The following is a 20669-nucleotide window of genomic DNA, read 5'->3' on the forward strand; positions in this document are numbered from 1 at the left end:
ACAAGCTCATCGAAATAATATTTAGATAGGAGTTTCTCAACGATACTGTTTAAATGATAATTGAAAAAGCCACTAATTATTTTCAGTGGCTTTATTATTTGGTATCTTGTTAATCCAATTACGACATTTTAATTCAAGTAATAATTCATGGTCAACGTTTTGTTCAAAATCCTTGGGCTTGTCCAATTGTATCCCTCTTTTTGATGCGGCTGCAATTATTAATCCTATTTCATAGTACATACTTTTAGAAACTAATCCGTTTGAATTCATTTTCTTCACTTCATTATAGAATTGAATCAAAAAATCACTAGGTAACTTATCATACAAAGACATTATTAAAAACACCCACAATCCCTACTATACTAATAGGAATAATATCATTTAAAGTTGAGAATGAAAAGATTTTTTCTCAAATTCACAGATTATTATTTTCATAATTCTTGATGATGATCTAAAGTGGTTGTTTAGTGCGATAATTCAGTTTATGAAGGGTTTTTTACCATTTAAATTGAATGTTAGTTGTTGAAATAAAAAAAAGGGTGATTAAATGTTTCCTATATTAGAGACAGACAGGCTAGTTTTAAGAGAAATAACAAAAGAAGATGCAGAAGGTATTTTCGCTTGTTTTTCTAACGACGATGTAACACGTTTTTATGGACAAGAAACATTAGAGAATATAGAACAAGCAGAGAAATTTGTTGATTTCTTTTCAAAAAATTACAATGAAAAAAGAGGCATACGCTGGGGGATTGAAAGAAAAGGGGACAAAGGTATAATTGGAACAATTGGCTTTAATACTTGGTTGCCTAAACATAAGCGAGCAGAAGTAGGTTACGAAATCCATCCGGAGCACTGGAGGAAAGGATATACTTTGGAAGCATTATCTAAAGTTCTTTCATATGGTTTTGATAATATGAGTTTAACTCGTATAGGTGCTGTTGTATTTATTGATAATGAGGCATCTAACAATTTATTACTTAAAATTGGTTTTCAGAAAGAGGGGGTTTTGAGAGACTATATGTATCAAAATGGTGTAGCACACGATACATACGTTTACTCCTTACTTAAAACTAGCAAGTAGTTAAACTTATTAAGCTAATGCGGCATAAGGTAAATAGTGGATTGCTGGGTTTATAGAAATAACTATTGTTGCACTAAAGGGTGCTTTCCTTAAAAATCAAGCTGCTAAAAATGCAGCGATTTGTAATTGAACTAAAGGGGCGGTTTAGTTGTGTGTATTGAACTATTCCAATTAATTTGTTTATTAAACAACAAATTACGTTAATTATCCAATTCTTCTATCCACTTTAGAAATCAAGGAAGAACTAATAAGACTAACAATAAGAAAGTTTGTTCTATCACTAGTTCTGGACTTAGAATCGCGTAGAGTTCGTAAAATCTGCCCTTGCAGCAGGTTGTCGTCGCCACTGGTCGGAATATCTACAAGATAGCCAAAATCCTTGGCGATGACGAAAATCTGTTGAACGTGAAAATGGAAATTACTGACCCAACAGATGCCAAGGCTGCCGTCAATTCAAAGAATTTGATAATTTTGCCTGAATTTCTTTTAAAAACGTTTCAGCAGCAGCGGAAAAAGTCTGATGCTTTTTCCAAACAATATTTAAGCCGGATTCAAGATTTGGCTTTAGCGGTTTAAAACAAAGGTTGCTATCACTAGATGTATTCACTATTTTATCAAGGACTACTGCATAACCAATGCCCTCTTCTACCATAATGGAAGCATTATATGCAAGATTGTATGTAGCCACGATGTTTAATTTATCAAAATCTTCACCAAACCAATCAGCAAATTCATTTTTTGAAAATGTCTGTTTTATAGCCTGTCGTGAACAGATCACCGGAACATTTAATAAATCCTCTGCTTCAATTGAATCTTTGAAAGCAAGAGGACTGTCTTTCCTCATAACAACGCCCCAAACATCTTTGCCTGGGATATCGATGTAATTGTATTTTGATAAGTCTGCTGGTTGAATTAAAATACCAAAGTCAAGCAATCCCTTGTCAAGCCGTTCAGTTACATCGTCTGAGTTTCCGCTATACAAGTGATACCGTATATTTGGATAACGCAACTGTAATTCTTTTACTACCTGTGCAATCTGTCTTATGGCGTCTGTTTCCCCGCCACCTATGTAAACATCACCACCTATTGTGTCTTCCATAGAATTAAATTCTGCCTCTAATTTATCAACCATATCAACGATTTCTTCTGCCCTTTTTCTCAGGAGCATTCCATCATCTGTAAGAATGATGCTGTGACTACTGCGAATAAATAGTTTTTTCCCTAACTCTTCTTCAAGATCTTTTAATTGTCTTGACAGGGTTGGCTGTGTCACATGCAAAAAAACAGCAGCCCCTGTAATGCTTCCTTCTCTTGCGACAGTAAGAAAATAGCGCAAAACTCTTAATTCCATATACACTCCTCCTTCATAATGCTTTAGTATATACGCAGTAGAAATGCTCATCAAGCATAACATGTTATAAGATATGGGTATTTGTTATGTACAAAAGGCACAGCTAGAATAAATAACAGAGAGTGAAAACAACAGTAAGATGGTGTTATCTTAGCTCAATATTAACAAATGTAACGATTATAGAAGAAGTCAGTAAAAAATTATATTCCTTAAGGAGAAAAGTATTCAACTTGGAGTATTAGTCGAAAGAAGCCCAGTCACAATGAATTTTAGAAGAAAATTATATGAAACCTGGAGGAGATAAAAAGTATGAAAAAATCAATAATTCATTCAGTTGCATTGTTGCTGCTAGCCTTCACCCTTACCGCTTGTAACAACAATGATACTGAAATAAAGGTCATTTCTCAAAAAGAAGAGAATTCCTCTGGGACTAAATCTGCGCAATACGCTGAGATTGGATCTGGGGCTAAACTTGTAAAATTTCCTAAAGACCTTGAGAAGGGGATTGTGTTTGCCACTTACGATCGAGGAGATATTCATGAAAACATCTATGTAAATAGTAGGGAAGCAATTGAAGCAGTGCAGAACGGAGAGGAGCTTCCGAGCGGCACCGTTATCACTCTCGAAGGATTTCGAGATGGAGAGATCGAGCATTATTTAGTGATGGAAAAGCGTACCGGCTGGGGTTCCCGGTACTCGCCCGATGAGCGTACTGGGGAATGGGAGTTCCAGGCATTTACTCCTGAAAAAGAAGTGATGGTAGATGGTATTGGTGGACCAGCCATTGGGCGATGCTATACCTGCCACGCAAATCAGGAAAGGGATCAATATATGAATTCGTTAGATCAAATGAAAGAGTTTGATTTGGAAGAGATTTCACAATCAAAGAACAGCAATACAGAAACCTCAATCGCAGCTATCACTGACCACTGGCAGGTAAGTGAGATATCTGCTCAAATGAATGATTCCTCTAAGGATATAAATAAAGAAGAAAGCAATGCAATTGATGGTAAGGATAAAGCTAAAATTATTCAGGACGTTCTTTTAAAGATGTATTTACAGCAATTTGAAAGCTAATGGGTGTGTTACCATTATAAGATATTTGCATGTCCACTATGGAAACACAATCCAATGATAAATCAAATAGAAAGAGGAAAATACTTTGAATCCAAAGGTGTTATTCAGGCTTGTTAATGACCTTGTAATGACAGTTCTTATGTTGATTGCAATGGCTTACTATATTACTGGGAATATGGTCCACGAAGTTATTGGAGTTGTGGTACTTTTATTGTTTATCGTCCATAACTTTTTAAATCGACGTTGGTATAAATCGATATTTAAAGGAAAATATAATATGCGGCGCATTCTACAAATAGCTATCAATCTACTTTTTCTTGTAACTATGGTTTTGATGATGATAAGTGCTATGTTGATTTCGAGCGACTTATTTCCCTTTATTCCCATAAATAACGACATGGTGCTACGACAAATACATGTTCAGACAGCTTATTGGGGATTTATCATCATGGCAGTCCATATAGGGTTTTCTTGGGGGATGATTCTTAATTCAGTGCGGAGGATGACGGGAATTACCGGTACTAGCCGTATTCGCACCATTGCGTTGCGTATTCTGTCAGTATTAATTGTTGTCTACGGGGTGCATGCTTCCTTCGAGGGAGAAATGGGTTCTAAGCTATTCATTTACAACCCTTTTGGTTGGTCCTATGATGTTACCACTATAAGGTTTTTAATTGACAACCTATCTATTATGGGAATCTATATTTTTGGGACACATTATGCTTTGAAATTTATTCAAAAGCAGGACAAAAGAGCAGAACAGACAATCTAAATTAGCCTTAAAAGTGAAGGATATCAATTAAACTTTTAGACTGGTTTTTCCGGCATAGGTTCAATGGGGAGGAGAAATAGTGAGAAAAGGGGTTATATTCACACTTTTGTTTTTATTGGGTATTTCAACGTTTATTACAGGTTGCGGAAGTAGTAGTGATGGGAAGGAAAACAATGCTAATGTTACTCCAAATAAAAATTCAAATGGTGAACAAATAGACAAATTCGCTGAGCAGGATAAACAAAATGGTAAGGATTCAATGATTGATAATGGAGGTTTAGTTAATATGGAAGATGTTAAAGTCAAATTGACATTTATTAACGAGGAAGTAATTGTAGCTGAACCCACAAATGATCTTATTATACTAGGTGAGATTGAATCTGGAAAAGAAAACTTTGAAAATATTCAGGGGGATTTCACAGTTCATATTGAAAAAATCGATTAAAGGAAGATGACCCTCTTTGCAAAAACAAAATAATTTACTTATATTTACATTGACCCTTGGGGCTTTCGGCATCATAAATACTGAAATGGGAGTTATAGGGATATTACCTTACATTGCTGATCACTTTCATGTCAGTGTATCAAAAGCAGGATTGCTTGTGAGTCTTTTTGCCCTTGTTGTTGCTGGATCTGGTCCCACAATGCCGTTATTATTTTCGGGGGTAAATCGAAAGAAAGCAATGTTACTTGTACTTGGTATTTTCGTTCTAGGTAACATTGTCTCTATATTTACGTCTAACTTTGCCATCGCAATAATTGCCCGTGTGATTCCAGCCATATTTCATCCGATCTATTTTTCAGCGGCTTTTACAATGGCGGCTAACTCAGTTCGAAAAGAAGATGCTCCAAAAGCTGTTTCAAAAGTTTTTATTGGGGTATCTGCGGGAATGGTACTTGGTGTACCAATCGCAAGTTTTCTTGCCAGCGCAATATCATTTCAAATATCAATGACATTTTTCGCCATCGTTAACGCTATAGTATTTATTGCTACATTAGTATCTTTCCCTTCTATGCCTGTAAAAGAAAGACTTTCTTACGGAGCTCAATTATCGGTATTAAAAAAACCAATTACTTGGCTTTCCATTGTTGCTGTCCTTTTACTTAATTCAGCAGTATTTGGGGTGTATAGTTATCTTGCTGAGTATCTTAAAACCGTAACACATACCTCTGGGAAAACAATTAGTTTAATGTTAGTCATATTCGGGGCGGCAAATATTATTGGAAACATTTTGGCAGGGAAATTACTTACTAAAGATGCCATCAAAACTGTAGTATCTTTTCCTTTTGCATTGGGAGCCGTTTACATTCTATTATTCTTATTAGGACAATTTACTTTACCTATGGCTATCATTACTTTATGTTGGGGAATATTGGCTGGTATAGGAACCAATATTAATCAATATTGGATTACGTCTTCAGCTCCAAATGCCCCTGATTTCGCTAATGGATTATTTTTATCATCTGTTAACTTAGGAACAACAATAGGTACAGCTGTAGGTGGATTATTTATTTCAGAAATAGGTACACAATACGTGGTATTAGTGGGATTATTATCGTTGGTATTTGGGCTGGTATTTATTTTACTAAGAAACTATATGCACAGTCCTACCAAACAACTTTCTAGATAAATAGGTGAGAAATGGGCGAATTGATATAAGGCTTAGCTAAGAGGAGCAGATAGAATGAAGAAAATCCTTCTAGTATTTTTTACAGTAGCTGTTATTTTTACTTTTGCAGGGTGCAGTAATTCTGCACCATCTGAAATATCTGCTGTTTCTAAAAACAATTCAACAGGGGAAGATAATAAAAGCCAAACAGGCAGCTCGAAGGAGACAACAACAATGAAAAATACGATAGATATCATAGTTGGAAATAAGACATTCACGGCGACTATTGAGGATAACGATACAGCTAAAGCGCTTGTTAGACAGCTGCCGTTAACAGTGGATATGTCTGATCTTAATGGAAATGAAAAATATAATAATTTGTCAGTAAATTTTCGGGCAGATTCGTCTACCAGTCCAGGTAAGATCAATGCAGGTGATTTAATGCTCTATGGTAACAACTGTCTTGTTCTTTTTTACAAGACATTCAACACTTCTTACAGCTATGTAAAGCTCGGACACATAGACAACACTACAGGTCTTACTGAAGCCATAGGATCAGGTAGTGTGAAGGTTACATTTTCAGTAAGTGAATAACGTTAAGATGTGCATATAAACCTCAGTTTATTAATGAAATAATTCTAAAAGGAAGTGTGGCAAATGTCCAACGAGCAGCTTGATCAGCGTGCAAAGTATTACGTGGCTTATGCATTGAAACCTGAAATAGAAGCACTTGCTGTACGCTAATTCACACAAAAATAAACAGCTAAGAGTTAGTGGGATCCACATGTCCAAACTTTATTTATAAGATGTAAAGTCAATAAGATACTACAAAAAATATAACAATACAAAGGAGACAAAAAGATGTTTAATGAAACTTACAAACTATCAAATGGTGTAGAAATTCCAAAATTAGGTCTTGGTACCTGGCTTCTTGACGATGCGCAGGCAGCACAGGCAGTGCGTGATGCAGTATCTATCGGCTATCGTCATATTGATACCGCTCAGGCTTATATGAATGAAACGGGTGTAGGCGAAGGAATCCGTTCCTGCGGTGTCGCAAGAGAAGAACTTTTCATCACAACAAAGGTTGCGGCAGAATTAAAAACCTATGATGCTGTTACGAAGTCTATTGATGAGTCTTTAGCAAAGTTGGGACTGGATTACATTGATCTTCTGATTATCCACAGCCCACAGCCTTGGACGGAGTTCCGTGAGGAGAAGTGTTACTTCGAGGAAAACAAAGAGGCGTGGAAAGCAATGGAAGATGCTTATAAAGCAGGAAAGGTAAAGGCAATCGGTCTTTCTAACTTCCTTCAGGATGATGCAGAGAATATTCTTTCAAACTGTGAAATTAAGCCTATGGTCAATCAAATATTGGCACATGTGAGCAATACTCCTTTGGAATTAATCGAATTCTGTCAGAAGAATGACATCCTGGTAGAGGCATATTCTCCAATTGCGCACGGTGCAGTTCTCGATAATGCAGAGGTTAAGGTAATAGCTGATAAGTACGGGGTATCTGTTGCCCAGCTTTGCCTACGTTATGATATTCAGCTTGGTCTTGTAGTAATTCCTAAGACGGCAAATCCGGATCATATGAGAAACAATGCAGAGCTTGATTTTTCTATCAGCGATGCAGATATGGAGACTTTAAAGAATGTAGAGCAAATCCAGAATTATGGTGAGCATAGCTTCTTCCCGGTATTTGGTGGTAAGTTAAAATAAACAGGTGGAGGAATTAAAATTGGCAAAACATGAAGAAGTAAAAAATGGCGTTATTTTTCCAGCGGGGGAAAAAAATCCTTTTTCACAATTTTTTGTGGGTCAAAGTTATCTTAAAGGATTAGTGTCTGACCCTAATATTAACGTTGGTGTTGGAAATGTGACTTTTGAACCGGGATGCCGAAATAACTGGCATATACATCGTGATGGATTTCAAATTTTACTCGTTACTGGCGGAGAGGGCTGGTACCAAGAAGAAGGAAAACCTGCCAAATTCTTAAAAGCTGGTGATGTTATAGTCACTCACGATGGCGTCAAACACTGGCATGGCGCTACACAAGATAGCTGGTTTGTACACATTGCCATCACTGCAGGTAAGCCGGAATGGTTGGAACCTGTCGATGATGAAACCTATAACAAATTGTAAATAATTAACGCATCGAATCATTTGATTCGATGCGTTAATTATGACGGTCATACAAGAATTTTGGTTGATTTGTTGAGTAATAAACAAATTGCGTTAATTTAACCATTGAATGAATTCAGTGTCTCTTTATTATAATAAACAGGTGTTGATTAATGAATTATCATTGATTTTTTTAAGTGTTTTATGAACAGGTTATGACCTGAAAATTGAACTTGCTTAAAAAAATGCGGGGAAAGGAGATGGTCATTATACGAAAGGAGATTTGTTTAAGTACATTCCCTCAAAAATTCAGTGTAATTTCGGAGTAGCAGTCATTGTAATAGTGGAAAGAAATCGAACTAATTATTAGGCGGTAATAAGTTTCCTATGCTTTAGAACAAGCCGATTTCCAAAAGAAAATCAGCTTGTTCTTTTTTTTGGAGAGGTATTAACATTTATTAACTCCCATTCTTTAGGATTCGTGTCATCTGAGGCTACTCCATTGATAATATCAAGGTAGTGATTTGCTTTTTCTTCCATATATTTAGCTCTTTGTTTTGCTTCCTCCAACTGTTCCATAGCAATGGCTTTTTGTTTCATAATGATTTCATAACGTTCTTGAATGGTAGATCGTCCTTCCAAACACAAGTCTACATAGGATTTAATGTCTTCTACTGACATACCACATTGTTTTAGATATTTAACACCTATAAGCCAACTGATTGATTCGTCATCAAAAAGTCGATTATTGTTTTTGTCTCGCTGTACACTTGGAACTAATCCTTTATCCGTATAGAAACGCGGCTGTCCAGGTATCGTTTTAGCCAAATTTCACATCGAATTGTTCTTCAGCTATAGGTGCAGGATAGTTCAAGAACAGCAGCCAAAGCAGAATTAACTCATTTAAATCATTGATTTATATTAAAAGGTAAACTTATGCTATCATAGACATAGACCTAACTTTAGGTTTAGGTAGGATTTAGATTGGATAAGGGTGAGTAGAGGATGCGGAATACAATAGGTGAAGTAGCTAAGAAATTCAATTTGAATATATCAACTCTTAGATATTACGATAAGGAGGGTTTAATTCCAAATCTTGAAAAGAATGAAAGTGGAATTCGAATCTTCGACGAAGAAGCAGTTTCAGCATTAATTGCCATTGAGTGCCTAAAAAAATCAGGAATGTCTATAAAAGACATTAAGACTTTTATTGATTGGTGCCAAGAAGGAGATGAGACATTGAAAGAACGTCTAGAAATGTTTTTGGCTCGTAGAGAGGCACTCCAATCTCAAATTAAAGAATTAGAAAGCACATTGAATTATATTGAATACAAGGTTGAATATTATACGAAAGCCGTAACAGATGGAACCGAAAAAATGGTTAAAGAAACAATGTCTAACCCAAGACTCCTAAACCTGCAATAAAATAGTAAAACCGTCGCCTATCTGATTCGTAACGAGTCGGGTAGGCGGCGGTTTTTTATGTAATCAGCGTAAAATTGGTCAAAATTTCTTACATAACCTTCATCCCTAAATTTTCTTAAAATCACACTTGACCTAAAGTTAGGTTTAGGGTTTATCCTAATAATGCATACACAATATTCAAGTCAAATAGATATAGGAGTGGAGAAAAGATGAAAGAAAATTTAGCTATTACACAAGAATGGGATAAAGTTTTTTCAAAAAGTGAAAAAGTTACTCATCGTAAGGTTACTTTCCATAATCGGTATGGAATTACATTGGTAGCTGACTTATATGAACCGAAACAATATGAAGGAAAGCTTCCAGCCATCGCTATCTGTGGTCCATTTGGAGCGGTTAAGGAACAATCATCGGGTTTATATGCTCAAACAATGGCTGAGAAAGGATTTTTAACCATTGCCTTTGACCCATCTTTTACAGGTGAAAGTGGAGGAACCCCTCGCTATGTTGCATCGCCAGACATTAATACAGAGGATTTTCAAGCGGCTGTAGATTTCTTATCCGTTCAAGACAATGTTAATCCTGACAAGATAGGCATTATTGGCATCTGTGGTTGGGGAGGAATGGCTTTAAATGCTGCTGCTATTGATACAAGAATCAAAGCAACGGTGTCCTCTACCATGTATGATATGTCTCGTGTGATGTCCAAAGGATACCATGACACAGTGGATGAACATGCACGATATGAAACAAGAAAAAGGTTAAATGCACAAAGAATAATAGATTTCAAAAATGGAGAGTATGAAAAAGCCGGTGGAGTAGTAGACCCACTTCCAGAAGATGCACCATCGTTCGTCAAAGATTATTTCGATTATTATAAAACAAATCGTGGGTATCATGAGCGTTCATTAAACTCTAATGATGGATGGAACATCACTACCTCATTAGCATTCATGAATATGCCACTTTTACAATATAGCAATGAAATCCGCAGTGCTGTACTCATGATACACGGTGAGAAAGCTCATTCTTTATACTTTAGTCAAGACGCATTTAAAAATTTAACAGGTGATAACAAAAAACTGACGGTGATTCCGAACGCTAGTCATACCGATTTGTATGACAAGACTGATTTTATACCATTTGAGGAAATTACAGAATTCTTTCAAAGAAATTTGCTTTAATTATTTAAAACAACTTTTGATGATAAATGGTAAAGAATTAATAATTAACTTTTACTGGACAGCCAATATGTTGAAATTGGCTGTTTTTTTATGTTTGTGAAAAACTGTACTTAAACTCCCATGAAAATAAAAACTGAAAAAGGGCATGAAAAAATAGACCCAGAAAAACCAGTTTTTAAAAAAAGCTGAGCCTCTTGAAAGATTGTATATAAGATTGGCTGGTACATCGACTTGTGAAACCGTTATACTTAAAATGAAATCAGTTAAAGCTGGCGCAACAACCAGAAAAAGGATTAATCTCCCATGAGTGCTACCCCTAAAGGGCGCAACAGTCGGTGGTACACCGTGATCGTTGGAGTCAGACTAACGGATGGGCTCTAAGGCACCATAGTTCAAAGACCTTCTTCGCCAGCATTAAAACAGTATAGACGGTCTTAGCCATTGAGTTGCTTTCTAGTTTTGAAATAGAATAAGAAGGAGATAAAAGTGGATTACATAAAACATTTAAGGTCTATGGTTGGTCAAGAAAAAGTAATTATGGCTTGTAAAGCTAACGGGGAATTTTATGAAGATAAATCAGCATTTACTTTTTTTTGTAATGTTAATTATTTTATTAACATCTTTTTTATTTCCAAGTAAGCCATTAGCAACTTCTTGGGCTTATCCATTTGTAGTTTGGCAAGATTATATTTATGTAGTAAGTGATGAGGATGTAACCGAAATAAATAGAAAGATTGGTCAAGTTACTAAGTATTCAGATATGAAATCTTATTCTGGTAACTTCTCAAACACCTTTAAAAAAGGGACAAAGTATTATTCCATCAAAGGTATTAGTACAGATGAAGCAATAGCAATTGAAGAATCAAATGGTCGATATATAAGGGCGAATAGAGAAGGGAAATATGAAGTAAGAAGTGCTTTTGATGGATATTTTGATGGGCAACAAGGGATTATTAAAATTTTTATTTTTTTAATGATAGGTCTTATAACTGTTATTCTCATTTATAAATTTAAAAAGAATAATCGCTAATAAAGATAAGGAGTTCTTCAACTAATGGGTTGCGTTTCTACAATAAGAGGAGAGTCATTTTTTCTTATTGAAGGAACTTGGCAGATTGGGAGTTGAAGAATGTTGTTAACTTGTGTTTACCAATCGGGCGATTTTATGGAACAACTCATATTATGATTTAATTGTATTTTGTGATATGGTTATTCGCCGAACAAAACAAGAAGTAAAATCAAATGAATAGCAAAAAGGGTAGGTGATTTTTAAAAATGGATATGAGAGAGTTTATAGATTTTTGTAGGAAAGGCAATCCAATATCAGGTGAGGATAAAGAATTACATGGGCTGCTAACTGAATGTAGTTATGAAGCCCAAAAGATCACAATGGCATTGAATACGTCCTATCATTCAAAGGAAGAAATAGTAGAGATTTTTAGTGAGCTAACAGGGAATAAAGTTGATTCGTCCTTTATGTGTTTCCCACCATTTTATACGGACTTCGGCAAAAATATAACGATTGGAAAAAATGTGTTTTTCAACACAGGATGTTCCTTCCAAGATAGAGGTGGAATTAGTATAGGAGACGGTTCAATGCTCGGTATGAATGTCACGATCGCTACACTTAATCATGGGTTACCTTTAGAAACAAGAAACACAACATATCCCTTACCAGTTATTATTGGTAATAATGTATGGATTGGATCAAACGCAACAATCCTACCTGGTGTGACTATCGAAGATAATTCTGTTGTAGCGGCAGGAGCAGTTGTCACTAAGGATGTCCCAGAAAATACTGTTGTTGCAGGAGTGCCAGCTAAAGCTGTAAAAAAAATTAATAATGATTTAAAGTAATTTTGGTTCCAATGGATAAAAAACAAGAACTCGTGGAGGTAGCATTTTCTCACAAGGTACCTTGGAGTCAACTTTTCAATAATACATTTGATTGTAGTTGAACAAGCTAATTGAAACCAACAAAAGAAAGGGCTCAGTTTTGTAAAACTTAGCCCTTTCTTTTATTACAAAAACAAATACAATACACGGTACAAATTGGGTTATAATTTTGGCTGCATTTTCAGGATTCGCGATAGGAAAAGGATCCCTTTATGAATTGATAAAGTTATTTTTTTGTGGTCTTTTTTAATGAAATGAGGTAATCATTCGTTCCCACAACGGCTTAATCTTTCCTGGGTTTGCTACCTCTGTGAAGATCCACTCCGTTTCATTGGATAATAGTTTACATATAAGTTTAACTGCCTGTTTGTGCTTCTGGGGTGTAATATTCTCATAGACTAGTTTCATTAAATGGACTGTTTCAGCGGGAAGAGAAGTCTCGATTGTTTTCATTCCCAATTGTGCCCTGTTTGGATTGTATTTGTGTAATAACACTCTTGAAAGATGCGTCATGACTTGGTGGAGGATAGTAACAGACCATATATCATTACCACGTGCAGATGAATTTTTATATTGGAAAAGAAACCACCCAATATCGTCCACAGCGTCTTGAAAATCAACACTTGAAAGTTTTAGGTTCTGGTTTTGTTTGAATTTATCTAATTTATTGTATGGATCGTATAGGACTTTAATAAAATCCTTTTCGGTATAGGTATGTTCTGTTACGGTAAACAAGTCAACATGCACTAAATTTTCATAGACTGCTAGGATTTGCGGAGCCACAATAAATATGTCATCGTGAAACAGTAGTTTGTTATAGGACTCTAAATGTTGGATTCTGCTTCGATTGAATGCTTCTACATCTTCTTCATTCACCAGGCAATACATATCGATATCCGAATACTCATCCTGTTCACCGCGGCCTATCGAACCTTTTAAAAAAATCGACTGGACCCTTTTGTCCTGTTTAAGGCTATTTGATATTGCCGCTACTGCATCCTCTAAAATCATAATCAGTTCACCTACCAAAATATAGTTATTACGATAGTTTAATATAATGAAGTATATGTTGCAATCTTCATTTGAAAAAGTGGAGGTGAATAAAAATTTAATATTGCAATAAATTTACATAACCTGTTAAAATTAGTGTAAAATTACACTAATTGGGGTTGGTTGGGTGGAGACTTCTCCTAAAAGGAATAAAAAGCATTCAATACATAAAAATCCATGGTTTCTTGGAACGGTAGTATGTATTTTTGTTGTCTCCGTTTTAGTAAACATTCCGATTGAAAAAAGAAAATACGGCCTTTCTCAAAGCAATTTGACAACAGATTATACAGGTCTGCTTCCTGAACGGATTGAAAGAATCGTCAAAGTAGGAGGACGAACAGAATTACAAAAAATAGTAAAAGAAGCAAATGAAAAGCGCCAACATATTTCCATCGCTGGAATGCAACATTCACAAGGCGGACATACGTATTACAAGGAAAGCATTGTATTGGATATGAAAACATTCAATAAAATCCTGGAAATAGATAAACAGCACAAAAGAATAAAGGTAGAAGCTGGAGCGACCTGGGAAGATGTTCAGGAAGCGATTCAACCTTATGGGCTTGCTTTAAAGGTTACACAATCACAGTCGATTTTTACCATAGGTGGATCGCTCTCCGTTAATGCGCATGGACGGGATATCCGCTTTGGCCCAATGGCGGGAACCGTCAGAGAAATGACCATTCTGACTCCAACAGGGGAGATAAAAACCGTAACTCGAAATGACTCGGAGGAATGGATGAAGTTTGTATTTGGCGGCTATGGATTATTCGGTGTCATTTTAGATGTTACGTTAGAATTAACGGAAAATGATGTTTACAGCATCCATACAGAAGAACTTAAAACAAATGAGTATGAAGCCTACTTTTCAAATTTATTGAGTAATAATAAAACCTCTATGCATTATGCAAGGGTAAGTGTTGCGCCTCATTCTTTTTTGAACGAAATGTATGTAATAGATTACAAGAATACTGGAAAAAAGGATCATCAAACGAAGCTAAAAAAAGAACACGGTGCCCGTATTGGTAAGCTGGCACTAGATATTGGCCGGCAAGGCGGTGGGTTAGAGGACCTTTTCTGGAAAAATCAAAAGCTACTGATTAAGTCACTCGATGGAGACGAGATAACTCGAAATAACGCAATGCGCGGGAATTCCGCATTTATGGAATTTACAAAACCTGGTCGGGTAGAAGTACTACAAGAGTTCTTCGTTCCAGTGGAGCAGTTTGAAGAATATATTCGTGAATTAAAAAGATTTCTCTCAGCGAATGATAAAAATGATGATTTTAAAATTCATAACATTACTGTTCGTTATGCTGCAAAGGATGACTATACTTATTTGAATTATGCCAAAGAAGATATGTTTGGACTCGTCATTTTAATCCAACATGGCTTAAAGGAAAAAGAGATTCAGAATGCGAAAGCGATTATTCAAGGATGGACGGATTTGACACTCAAGCACGGAGGGGGATATTACCTCCCATATTATCCTTATCAAACAAAAGAACAATTTAGAAAGACTTATCCATCGTGGGAGATGTTTCATGAAGAAAAATTAAAACGAGATCCAAACGGTGTTTTTCAAAACATATTTTATGACTATTACTTTTAATGAAGGAGCATCGGATGAAGATTTTGAGTGAACTCTATGTCCCTTTGGTTGTATCCGTCGGTCAGGTTGTCATTTTTCCGTATTATATCCTTTGGTTAAAAGAAGCCTCACTGACATTTACTTTATTTACCTGGCTTTTTGCTGCTTTTTCTTTTAGTGCTGCCCTGGGTTATCGTATGCACCAAGCAGGAAAAAAACCTGCCAATTCGTATATCCCTTTTCTCTACATGGGGATGGGGGGTGTTTATTTATTCGTTGGCAATATAAGTACTTCGTTTGAAGTGCTTCCTTTTCTTGCTCTCCTATTTCAGGTTATTTTGGGATTCTTACAAGGTTACCATCACGCCTGGCATATAGAGCAGAATACCTTTCGTTTACACGCCATCAATCACTATCTCCTGGTTGGTATAATTATGGTTGCACTTTCCTTTGTAAAAATAATCTCCCCAACCATTTTCATTACTATCTTTGGGGCTACTTTATTCATTTGCGGGCTTGTATTCATCTTCATGAAAAATAATATGGATAGCGCTGTTTCAAACTGAATGTATCTCTACATGATTTTGTTATGCTAACTCTAGTGAAGTAATGTATTGTTGCCGCAAGTTATAAATAACAAAAAACACCGGTGATCGGTGTTTTTTGCTGCGGCTGTTTTATACAGTTTTTATCTTAAGTAGGTATTCATCTAATTGTTCAAGGGTACCGCTATGTCCTTCTTGAACCATTTCTTTTGAATCTTCGAAGGTGTTGATTTCTTCCTGAGTAGGGGATACGGGAACCAGAATCATAGTAAGGGTTGTTTTTCCTTCATTCTCGTTGAACGTAATAGTATTCAGAATTTCCATTGGCCAATTTACGTTAAAGGGTGCACGTACTTCGGTACCTTCTTCATCAGAAAAGAAACTAGTGTAAACGATTTTCTCAGGTGTAATCATATCACTGTAAACAAATTTAACCCACATTTTGTTACCGTCATCAGGTTTCTGGCTGTAATGAAAGACTCCGCCCGGACGAAATTCTGATTTAAAAACCTCAAATGTCCATCCTTTTGGACCCCACCAGTTCTTTAGGTGATCTGATTCAGTGAATGCCTTAAACACAAGTTCTCGTGGGGCATTGAAAGTATGAGTGATTTTGATTTGAGTAGGCATTGTGATTCCTCCAATATTTTTAGTTTTTATTTTTATTATTCTCATCACAAATGATAACAAATTTACCATTAGTAAAAGAAATTAATCGTTTAAATAAAGTAATTAATCACCAAAGAAAAGTTGGCGCTATTCACTTAGTAGAGGGATAAAAAGAATTAAGCAATATATTCTTCTCTTGCAATATCATTTGCTTCTTCTTTTATATAATATCTTCCATTTGTAAAAATGGCCAAAATAATCGTTAAAATAGATGCGAGGATGGCTGCAAAAAATGCTGCCGTACTTTGTAGGAATGTTCCCATAAATCCAAGTGCAGCAACAGTACCAAGGCTGCATGAAATCAGAAGTGAGCCAACACCAACAGGATTCCATTTATGCAAATTCTGTTGTCTCGCTTCATAATACCCAGGACCAATCTTTAATAGTTTTTTAACGAAAACAGCATCTGTCACAAGAATAGCTGCCCAGGATAATAGGAAAACTCCTTGGAAAGTCAAAACGGTTTCAAGGTGATTCACAATGTCCCCAAGCATTAAGACAATGGCCGATACCCCCGTAACCACTACCCAAAAACGCCTGCCTGGTTTAAATTTAAACACATTTTCAAAAAAATTGGATAGTGACAGTGAACCACTATAGATATTGGTCACATTTATTCTTATTTGAGTGATCATCGTAAATAAAGCTCCCCAACCACCAAGGAGCAGGACGATATAGATTCCAGGATTCGGTTCTCCGAGACGAACGCCGAACCAAATTCCAAGACCCCCCATCACTCCAAAACAAAAGATTTGCGGGATAAAACCGATAGCAAATATTCCAATTTTCATATCCTTCGGTTTGAGGAAACGTGCATAATCAGAAGCGAGTAGTGGAGTTAATCCCATGATTCCGTGCTGCATGCCAATACAAAGTAAAAGGGCAGTTCCTCCAACCTGAACATTTTCTGGCATATAAGACCAAAAGCTTCCTTCATAAAAGGACGGTTCGATGGCAGCAACAACGATGGCTGCAATTAGAAATATACCAAACAGGGGCAAGGACCATTTTTGTAGTTTATCTAATTGCTTGATTCCAAACCAATTTAATGGAATGACGATGATCCCAAAGAAAAGAATTAAACCCCATTTTGGAATAAGAGGAAAGAATTCGTGTACAGCCGCAACTAAGATTAAGCCTTCAAGCGCACAGTACATAATAAAATTTGTGGCATAAATAACGGAGGTCAAGGAGGCGCCAATATAGCCAAATCCGCCACCCCTTGATAATAGATTAACGTTCATTCCTGATTTTGCAGATAAATAGGCAATTAAGGTTCCAAGAATACCGGCAACAATGATCGCATATACAGCGGAAATAATCGCATTGATGGCGCCAAATTGAAGGGCCATCACACTTCCCATTTGAAAATAAAAGATAGCCGTAGCAATTCCAAAAGTAATATTGGTAATGCTTAACCAGCCCATGTTTCTTTTGTTAAGAGGTACTCGATCCAATGAGTAATCATCACTCAACTCTGTGTTGCGATTCTGAACGGTAGTAGTATCAGATCTCAACATTATCAACTCCTTTTTGTGATGGATTTCACAAGGATGCTCCTTGCAATAAATAAATTCATAAATAGTGAACTAATGGACTAATCATAACAATAATTACAGTCTGTACTCAAACATGATTATTCGACATAATCTGTGATATAACACCTCTAGCGTAACATAATCACCCAAATACTGCTTCTATCTTAGTATTCGTCCAAGATACTCCGAATATTACAGGAGTAATATTGTAGAATATACGCTTTAACACGGTGCGATTGACTGTTTTTTATCTTTATCAACCTAAACTTTCAGGTTTTAGCTATGATAAGACGCTATATGGCTAATAATGGAAATACATGAAAGAGGGAAAATTAAATGTAAGCCAGTTTCATTTATTCCAACAAGACAGTCCGATGGAAACAGCTAAAGAATAAAGGGGGAATCATAGGCTAGATGAGAGCCGGAGAATAGCTAAAAGAAGAAAGAGCGGTCACTCATGCACTTGCCACAACTACGGTTCTCAAGGTTAGACCAAAAGAACCGTCACGGTCTTTTCCACGGTCTTTTAGTAATCAGGCGCATTTCCTAATAAGGAATGTGTCTCTTTTTTTCAAATTTAGAGGATAATAAGTAGACCAGGAAGAATATGACTAAATTAAGTGAAATATTATACTTAAAGCAATATTGGATTCCATCCTAATCCTTTTTAAATAGAACATTTTAAAAGGTGGTACTAGCGTTTTCTAGTAAGAAATGCCAGTTTAATAGTTAAAGGAAAACGCTTGAAATCCAAGCGTTTTTTATGTTATTTACACTCTCTGATTCTATTTATAACTCAAAACTGTATTGTTACTTTTAATACATTTTCCTTTGTACCATATGTTTTCTTGGCTTGTTTTGCTTCTATTATTGTTTTCATTTAAATTTTTCCTCCATTTTGTTTTTTTTCGAATAAATTGAAAGTTGGTTTACAAATTCTTGATTCCAATTAAGTGTGGGTATTATGTTGCTGTATCCGACACAGTACAACAATCATACAAAATTAAGAGTATGTATAAAACCGGCCAAAGCCTAAATAAAAAGTAAGACCTAAGGCTTTGTTTTAATAACTCGATCAAACGGACTATAGATATGAAGATAGGAAATAAGTGGCACAGCTAATATACATTTTAGTAGTTGAAGATGATAATGATAGTAAACAATTACTATGCAGGATAATAAAAAAAAGTAATGCCTTCCCAGAACCAGTACATCGTTTGCGAAGGGACAGCAGTGGAATAAAAAGGAGAAGAAATGGAGATTGGTATGTGTAAAATTTTTTTTATACTATTGACATTTATACTTGTACAAGTATGGTATGAACCTTTATCAGCCCAGGCAGTTAAAGCCTTTGATACTGCAGATGTTGATGAATATGTTACGAAGTATATCGAAAAAAACGGACTGCCTGGTGCAGCGATTGTAATCGTAAAGAATGGGAAGACCCTATATGAAAAAGGGTATGGCCATGACTCTACCGGAAAACCACTGACAGCGAATTCTAAAATTGGTATTGCATCTGGGTCGAAGCCATTTACAGCATTTGCTGTTTTGCAGTTAGTTGATGAAGGTAAGGTAAAACTGGACGACCCTGTTATTCATTATCTTCCGGAACTCACACTTGATGACGAGAGGTGGAAACAGGTTACGGTACGTCATTTGCTGAGTCACACATCTGGGGTGCCAAATCCGACCATTGTCGCCCCAGCCAATACGTTAAAAGAAGGGGTAGAACGACTGCATGATTGGAATCTCCAATCGAATCCCGGAGAAAAATATCTTTATAGTAATGCAAACTACTGGACCCTTGCCTATTTGGTAGAACAAATGAGTGGGATGGAGTTTAATGACTATTTAAAGCAGAATGTCTTCTCACGGCTTGGAATGAACGACACTATCTCGGCAGTTAACTCGGGGGATATTGTAAAAAAGTTCGGTATACCTCTAGGATATGTTACGTTATATGGCACGGCAATGCCCTGGACAGAGCTTGAAAAAATGTTCAGTGGTGCTGGGAGTATCTTTACAACAGCTAGTGACATGGGAAAATGGCTATCTATGCATACAAGCAGTGGGGAAAATGAAAAGGGAGAACAATTATTGTCCCTAGAGCTACTAAAAGAGTCGTATTCACCACAACCTGGAACTGAAAAGTATGGGCTTGGCTGGTCAATTAGCTCACCTGATAGGAAACCAGCACGTATTTCTCACAGTGGATCAATCTCTACTTTCCAATCTCAACAGGATATTGTTCCAAGCAGCGGCTATGGTGTTGCTGTTTTACTTAATAGTTTCACCACTACATTTGAACATTCATATGAAATCAGTTCAGGCATAATCCAATTAACAGAGGGCAAAGAACCTGAATTGAAAGCTGCAACCCCTAGGCTGATTGATTTATCACTTGGAGTTATCACATTGATCTACATAACTTTAGGCATAAGAGGAATACGGAGAAGTGAAAAATGGAGTTTTAAACGCAAACAACATCCAGCTTGGAGATTCTATCTGCGTTTAATTCCACAATTGATACCAGTCATGGGGATAGGGTGGTTATTCTTTATTGTACCAACGCTAAAGAATAACAGTTCGACGATGATGGATGCCTTCGGTCTTTTTCCATCTGCGATGATTTTATTGGCAATCGTATTCATCATTGGTTTAGTTCTTACAATAGTAAGAGTTTATTATCGAATTAGTAATCATATTTAGACTTTGAATAATGTGGAGAAAATGAATAGGTACATAAAGAAAC

The 20669-nt window shown here is 36.2% G+C and carries 21 protein-coding genes; 15 read left to right on the forward strand and 6 right to left on the reverse strand.

Annotation, left to right across the window (positions count from 1 at the left end; genetic code table 11):
* Window positions 1-72: 72 nt before the first annotated feature.
* Window positions 73-327, reverse strand: coding sequence for a hypothetical protein (locus tag M3189_RS05750; protein WP_251632814.1), 255 nt, complete (start codon window positions 325-327; stop codon window positions 73-75).
* 220 nt (window positions 328-547) lie between these two features.
* Between M3189_RS05750 and M3189_RS05755 the strand changes: the two genes are divergently transcribed.
* Window positions 548-1081: a GNAT family N-acetyltransferase gene (locus M3189_RS05755; protein ID WP_251632815.1), complete on the forward strand. Its 534-nt coding sequence runs from the start codon at window positions 548-550 to the stop codon at window positions 1079-1081.
* Between the two features lie 448 nt (window positions 1082-1529).
* On the opposite strand, the gene M3189_RS05760 is transcribed toward M3189_RS05755, so the two are convergent.
* Window positions 1530-2432, reverse strand: coding sequence for a LysR family transcriptional regulator (locus tag M3189_RS05760; RefSeq protein WP_251632816.1), 903 nt, complete (start codon window positions 2430-2432; stop codon window positions 1530-1532).
* A 309-nt stretch (window positions 2433-2741) separates the two neighbouring features.
* On the opposite strand from M3189_RS05760, the gene M3189_RS05765 reads away from it, so the two are divergent.
* From M3189_RS05765 to M3189_RS05795, 7 genes are all read left to right on the forward strand, one after another.
* Complete coding sequence (locus M3189_RS05765) at window positions 2742-3509, forward strand: cytochrome P460 family protein (protein WP_251632817.1); 768 nt, start codon at window positions 2742-2744, stop codon at window positions 3507-3509.
* Between the two features lie 85 nt (window positions 3510-3594).
* Window positions 3595-4281 carry a DUF4405 domain-containing protein gene (locus M3189_RS05770; RefSeq protein WP_251632818.1) on the forward strand — a complete coding sequence of 229 codons (687 nt, stop codon included), beginning with the start codon at window positions 3595-3597 and terminating at the stop codon, window positions 4279-4281.
* A gap of 79 nt (window positions 4282-4360) precedes the next feature.
* A complete protein-coding gene (locus M3189_RS05775) occupies window positions 4361-4726 on the forward strand; it encodes a hypothetical protein (RefSeq protein ID WP_251632819.1) in 366 nt (121 codons plus the stop codon).
* A gap of 16 nt (window positions 4727-4742) precedes the next feature.
* Window positions 4743-5912 (forward strand): MFS transporter, encoded by a 1170-nt coding sequence (locus tag M3189_RS05780; RefSeq protein ID WP_251632820.1) that lies wholly within the window; start codon window positions 4743-4745, stop codon window positions 5910-5912.
* A 54-nt stretch (window positions 5913-5966) separates the two neighbouring features.
* Complete coding sequence (locus tag M3189_RS05785) at window positions 5967-6485, forward strand: cyclophilin-like fold protein (protein ID WP_251632821.1); 519 nt, start codon at window positions 5967-5969, stop codon at window positions 6483-6485.
* 267 nt (window positions 6486-6752) lie between these two features.
* Window positions 6753-7616, forward strand: coding sequence for an aldo/keto reductase (locus tag M3189_RS05790; protein ID WP_251632822.1), 864 nt, complete (start codon window positions 6753-6755; stop codon window positions 7614-7616).
* Between the two features lie 19 nt (window positions 7617-7635).
* Window positions 7636-8040: a cupin domain-containing protein gene (locus tag M3189_RS05795; protein ID WP_251632823.1), complete on the forward strand. Its 405-nt coding sequence runs from the start codon at window positions 7636-7638 to the stop codon at window positions 8038-8040.
* Between the two features lie 399 nt (window positions 8041-8439).
* Here M3189_RS05795 and M3189_RS05800 read toward each other — a convergent pair whose 3' ends face one another.
* Window positions 8440-8847: a MerR family transcriptional regulator gene (locus M3189_RS05800; RefSeq protein ID WP_251632824.1), complete on the reverse strand. Its 408-nt coding sequence runs from the start codon at window positions 8845-8847 to the stop codon at window positions 8440-8442.
* Between the two features lie 177 nt (window positions 8848-9024).
* Here M3189_RS05800 and M3189_RS05805 point away from each other — a divergent pair, with 177 nt between their 5' ends.
* From M3189_RS05805 to M3189_RS05820, 4 genes are all read left to right on the forward strand, one after another.
* Window positions 9025-9444, forward strand: a complete 420-nt coding sequence (locus M3189_RS05805; protein WP_251632825.1) for a MerR family transcriptional regulator — start codon at window positions 9025-9027, stop codon at window positions 9442-9444.
* Window positions 9445-9653: 209 nt separating this feature from the next.
* Window positions 9654-10625 carry an alpha/beta hydrolase gene (locus M3189_RS05810; RefSeq protein WP_251632826.1) on the forward strand — a complete coding sequence of 324 codons (972 nt, stop codon included), beginning with the start codon at window positions 9654-9656 and terminating at the stop codon, window positions 10623-10625.
* Between the two features lie 565 nt (window positions 10626-11190).
* Entirely contained in the window at window positions 11191-11655 is a 465-nt protein-coding gene (locus tag M3189_RS05815; protein ID WP_251632827.1) for a hypothetical protein, read from the forward strand.
* Between the two features lie 245 nt (window positions 11656-11900).
* Window positions 11901-12482: a sugar O-acetyltransferase gene (locus M3189_RS05820; RefSeq protein ID WP_251632828.1), complete on the forward strand. Its 582-nt coding sequence runs from the start codon at window positions 11901-11903 to the stop codon at window positions 12480-12482.
* A 285-nt stretch (window positions 12483-12767) separates the two neighbouring features.
* On the opposite strand, the gene M3189_RS05825 is transcribed toward M3189_RS05820, so the two are convergent.
* Window positions 12768-13532 (reverse strand): nucleotidyltransferase domain-containing protein, encoded by a 765-nt coding sequence (locus tag M3189_RS05825; protein WP_251632829.1) that lies wholly within the window; start codon window positions 13530-13532, stop codon window positions 12768-12770.
* A 166-nt stretch (window positions 13533-13698) separates the two neighbouring features.
* On the opposite strand from M3189_RS05825, the gene M3189_RS05830 reads away from it, so the two are divergent.
* Together M3189_RS05830 and M3189_RS05835 are read left to right on the forward strand one after the other, a co-directional pair.
* Window positions 13699-15183, forward strand: coding sequence for an FAD-binding oxidoreductase (locus M3189_RS05830; protein WP_251632830.1), 1485 nt, complete (start codon window positions 13699-13701; stop codon window positions 15181-15183).
* A gap of 14 nt (window positions 15184-15197) precedes the next feature.
* Window positions 15198-15728, forward strand: coding sequence for a hypothetical protein (locus M3189_RS05835; RefSeq protein WP_251632831.1), 531 nt, complete (start codon window positions 15198-15200; stop codon window positions 15726-15728).
* Between the two features lie 111 nt (window positions 15729-15839).
* Here the strand turns inward: M3189_RS05835 and M3189_RS05840 are convergent, their stop codons facing one another.
* Window positions 15840-16337, reverse strand: a complete 498-nt coding sequence (locus tag M3189_RS05840; RefSeq protein ID WP_251632832.1) for an SRPBCC domain-containing protein — start codon at window positions 16335-16337, stop codon at window positions 15840-15842.
* A gap of 155 nt (window positions 16338-16492) precedes the next feature.
* Window positions 16493-17896 (reverse strand): purine-cytosine permease family protein, encoded by a 1404-nt coding sequence (locus M3189_RS05845; protein ID WP_251632833.1) that lies wholly within the window; start codon window positions 17894-17896, stop codon window positions 16493-16495.
* 1308 nt (window positions 17897-19204) lie between these two features.
* Here M3189_RS05845 and M3189_RS05850 point away from each other — a divergent pair.
* Window positions 19205-20626: a serine hydrolase domain-containing protein gene (locus M3189_RS05850; RefSeq protein WP_251632834.1), complete on the forward strand. Its 1422-nt coding sequence runs from the start codon at window positions 19205-19207 to the stop codon at window positions 20624-20626.
* Window positions 20627-20669: the final 43 nt, after the last annotated feature.

Origin of the sequence: Neobacillus niacini (assembly GCF_023715415.1) — a bacterium.
Taxonomy (GTDB): Bacteria; Bacillota; Bacilli; order Bacillales; family Cytobacillaceae; genus Neobacillus; species Neobacillus niacini_C.

What these genes read in the sequence shown, in the direction of transcription:
- M3189_RS05755 (WP_251632815.1), top strand. Translation starts at nt 548, where the DNA reads ATGTTTCCTATATTAGAGACAGACAGGCTAGTTTTAAGAGAAATAACA.
- M3189_RS05760 (WP_251632816.1), bottom strand. Translation starts at nt 2,432, where the DNA reads ATGGAATTAAGAGTTTTGCGCTATTTTCTTACTGTCGCAAGAGAAGGA.
- M3189_RS05765 (WP_251632817.1), top strand. Translation starts at nt 2,742, where the DNA reads ATGAAAAAATCAATAATTCATTCAGTTGCATTGTTGCTGCTAGCCTTC.
- M3189_RS05785 (WP_251632821.1), top strand. Translation starts at nt 5,967, where the DNA reads ATGAAGAAAATCCTTCTAGTATTTTTTACAGTAGCTGTTATTTTTACT.
- M3189_RS05790 (WP_251632822.1), top strand. Translation starts at nt 6,753, where the DNA reads ATGTTTAATGAAACTTACAAACTATCAAATGGTGTAGAAATTCCAAAA.
- M3189_RS05805 (WP_251632825.1), top strand. Translation starts at nt 9,025, where the DNA reads ATGCGGAATACAATAGGTGAAGTAGCTAAGAAATTCAATTTGAATATA.
- M3189_RS05810 (WP_251632826.1), top strand. Translation starts at nt 9,654, where the DNA reads ATGAAAGAAAATTTAGCTATTACACAAGAATGGGATAAAGTTTTTTCA.
- M3189_RS05815 (WP_251632827.1), top strand. Translation starts at nt 11,191, where the DNA reads ATGAAGATAAATCAGCATTTACTTTTTTTTGTAATGTTAATTATTTTA.
- M3189_RS05820 (WP_251632828.1), top strand. Translation starts at nt 11,901, where the DNA reads ATGGATATGAGAGAGTTTATAGATTTTTGTAGGAAAGGCAATCCAATA.
- M3189_RS05825 (WP_251632829.1), bottom strand. Translation starts at nt 13,532, where the DNA reads ATGATTTTAGAGGATGCAGTAGCGGCAATATCAAATAGCCTTAAACAG.
- M3189_RS05835 (WP_251632831.1), top strand. Translation starts at nt 15,198, where the DNA reads ATGAAGATTTTGAGTGAACTCTATGTCCCTTTGGTTGTATCCGTCGGT.
- M3189_RS05840 (WP_251632832.1), bottom strand. Translation starts at nt 16,337, where the DNA reads ATGCCTACTCAAATCAAAATCACTCATACTTTCAATGCCCCACGAGAA.
- M3189_RS05845 (WP_251632833.1), bottom strand. Translation starts at nt 17,896, where the DNA reads ATGTTGAGATCTGATACTACTACCGTTCAGAATCGCAACACAGAGTTG.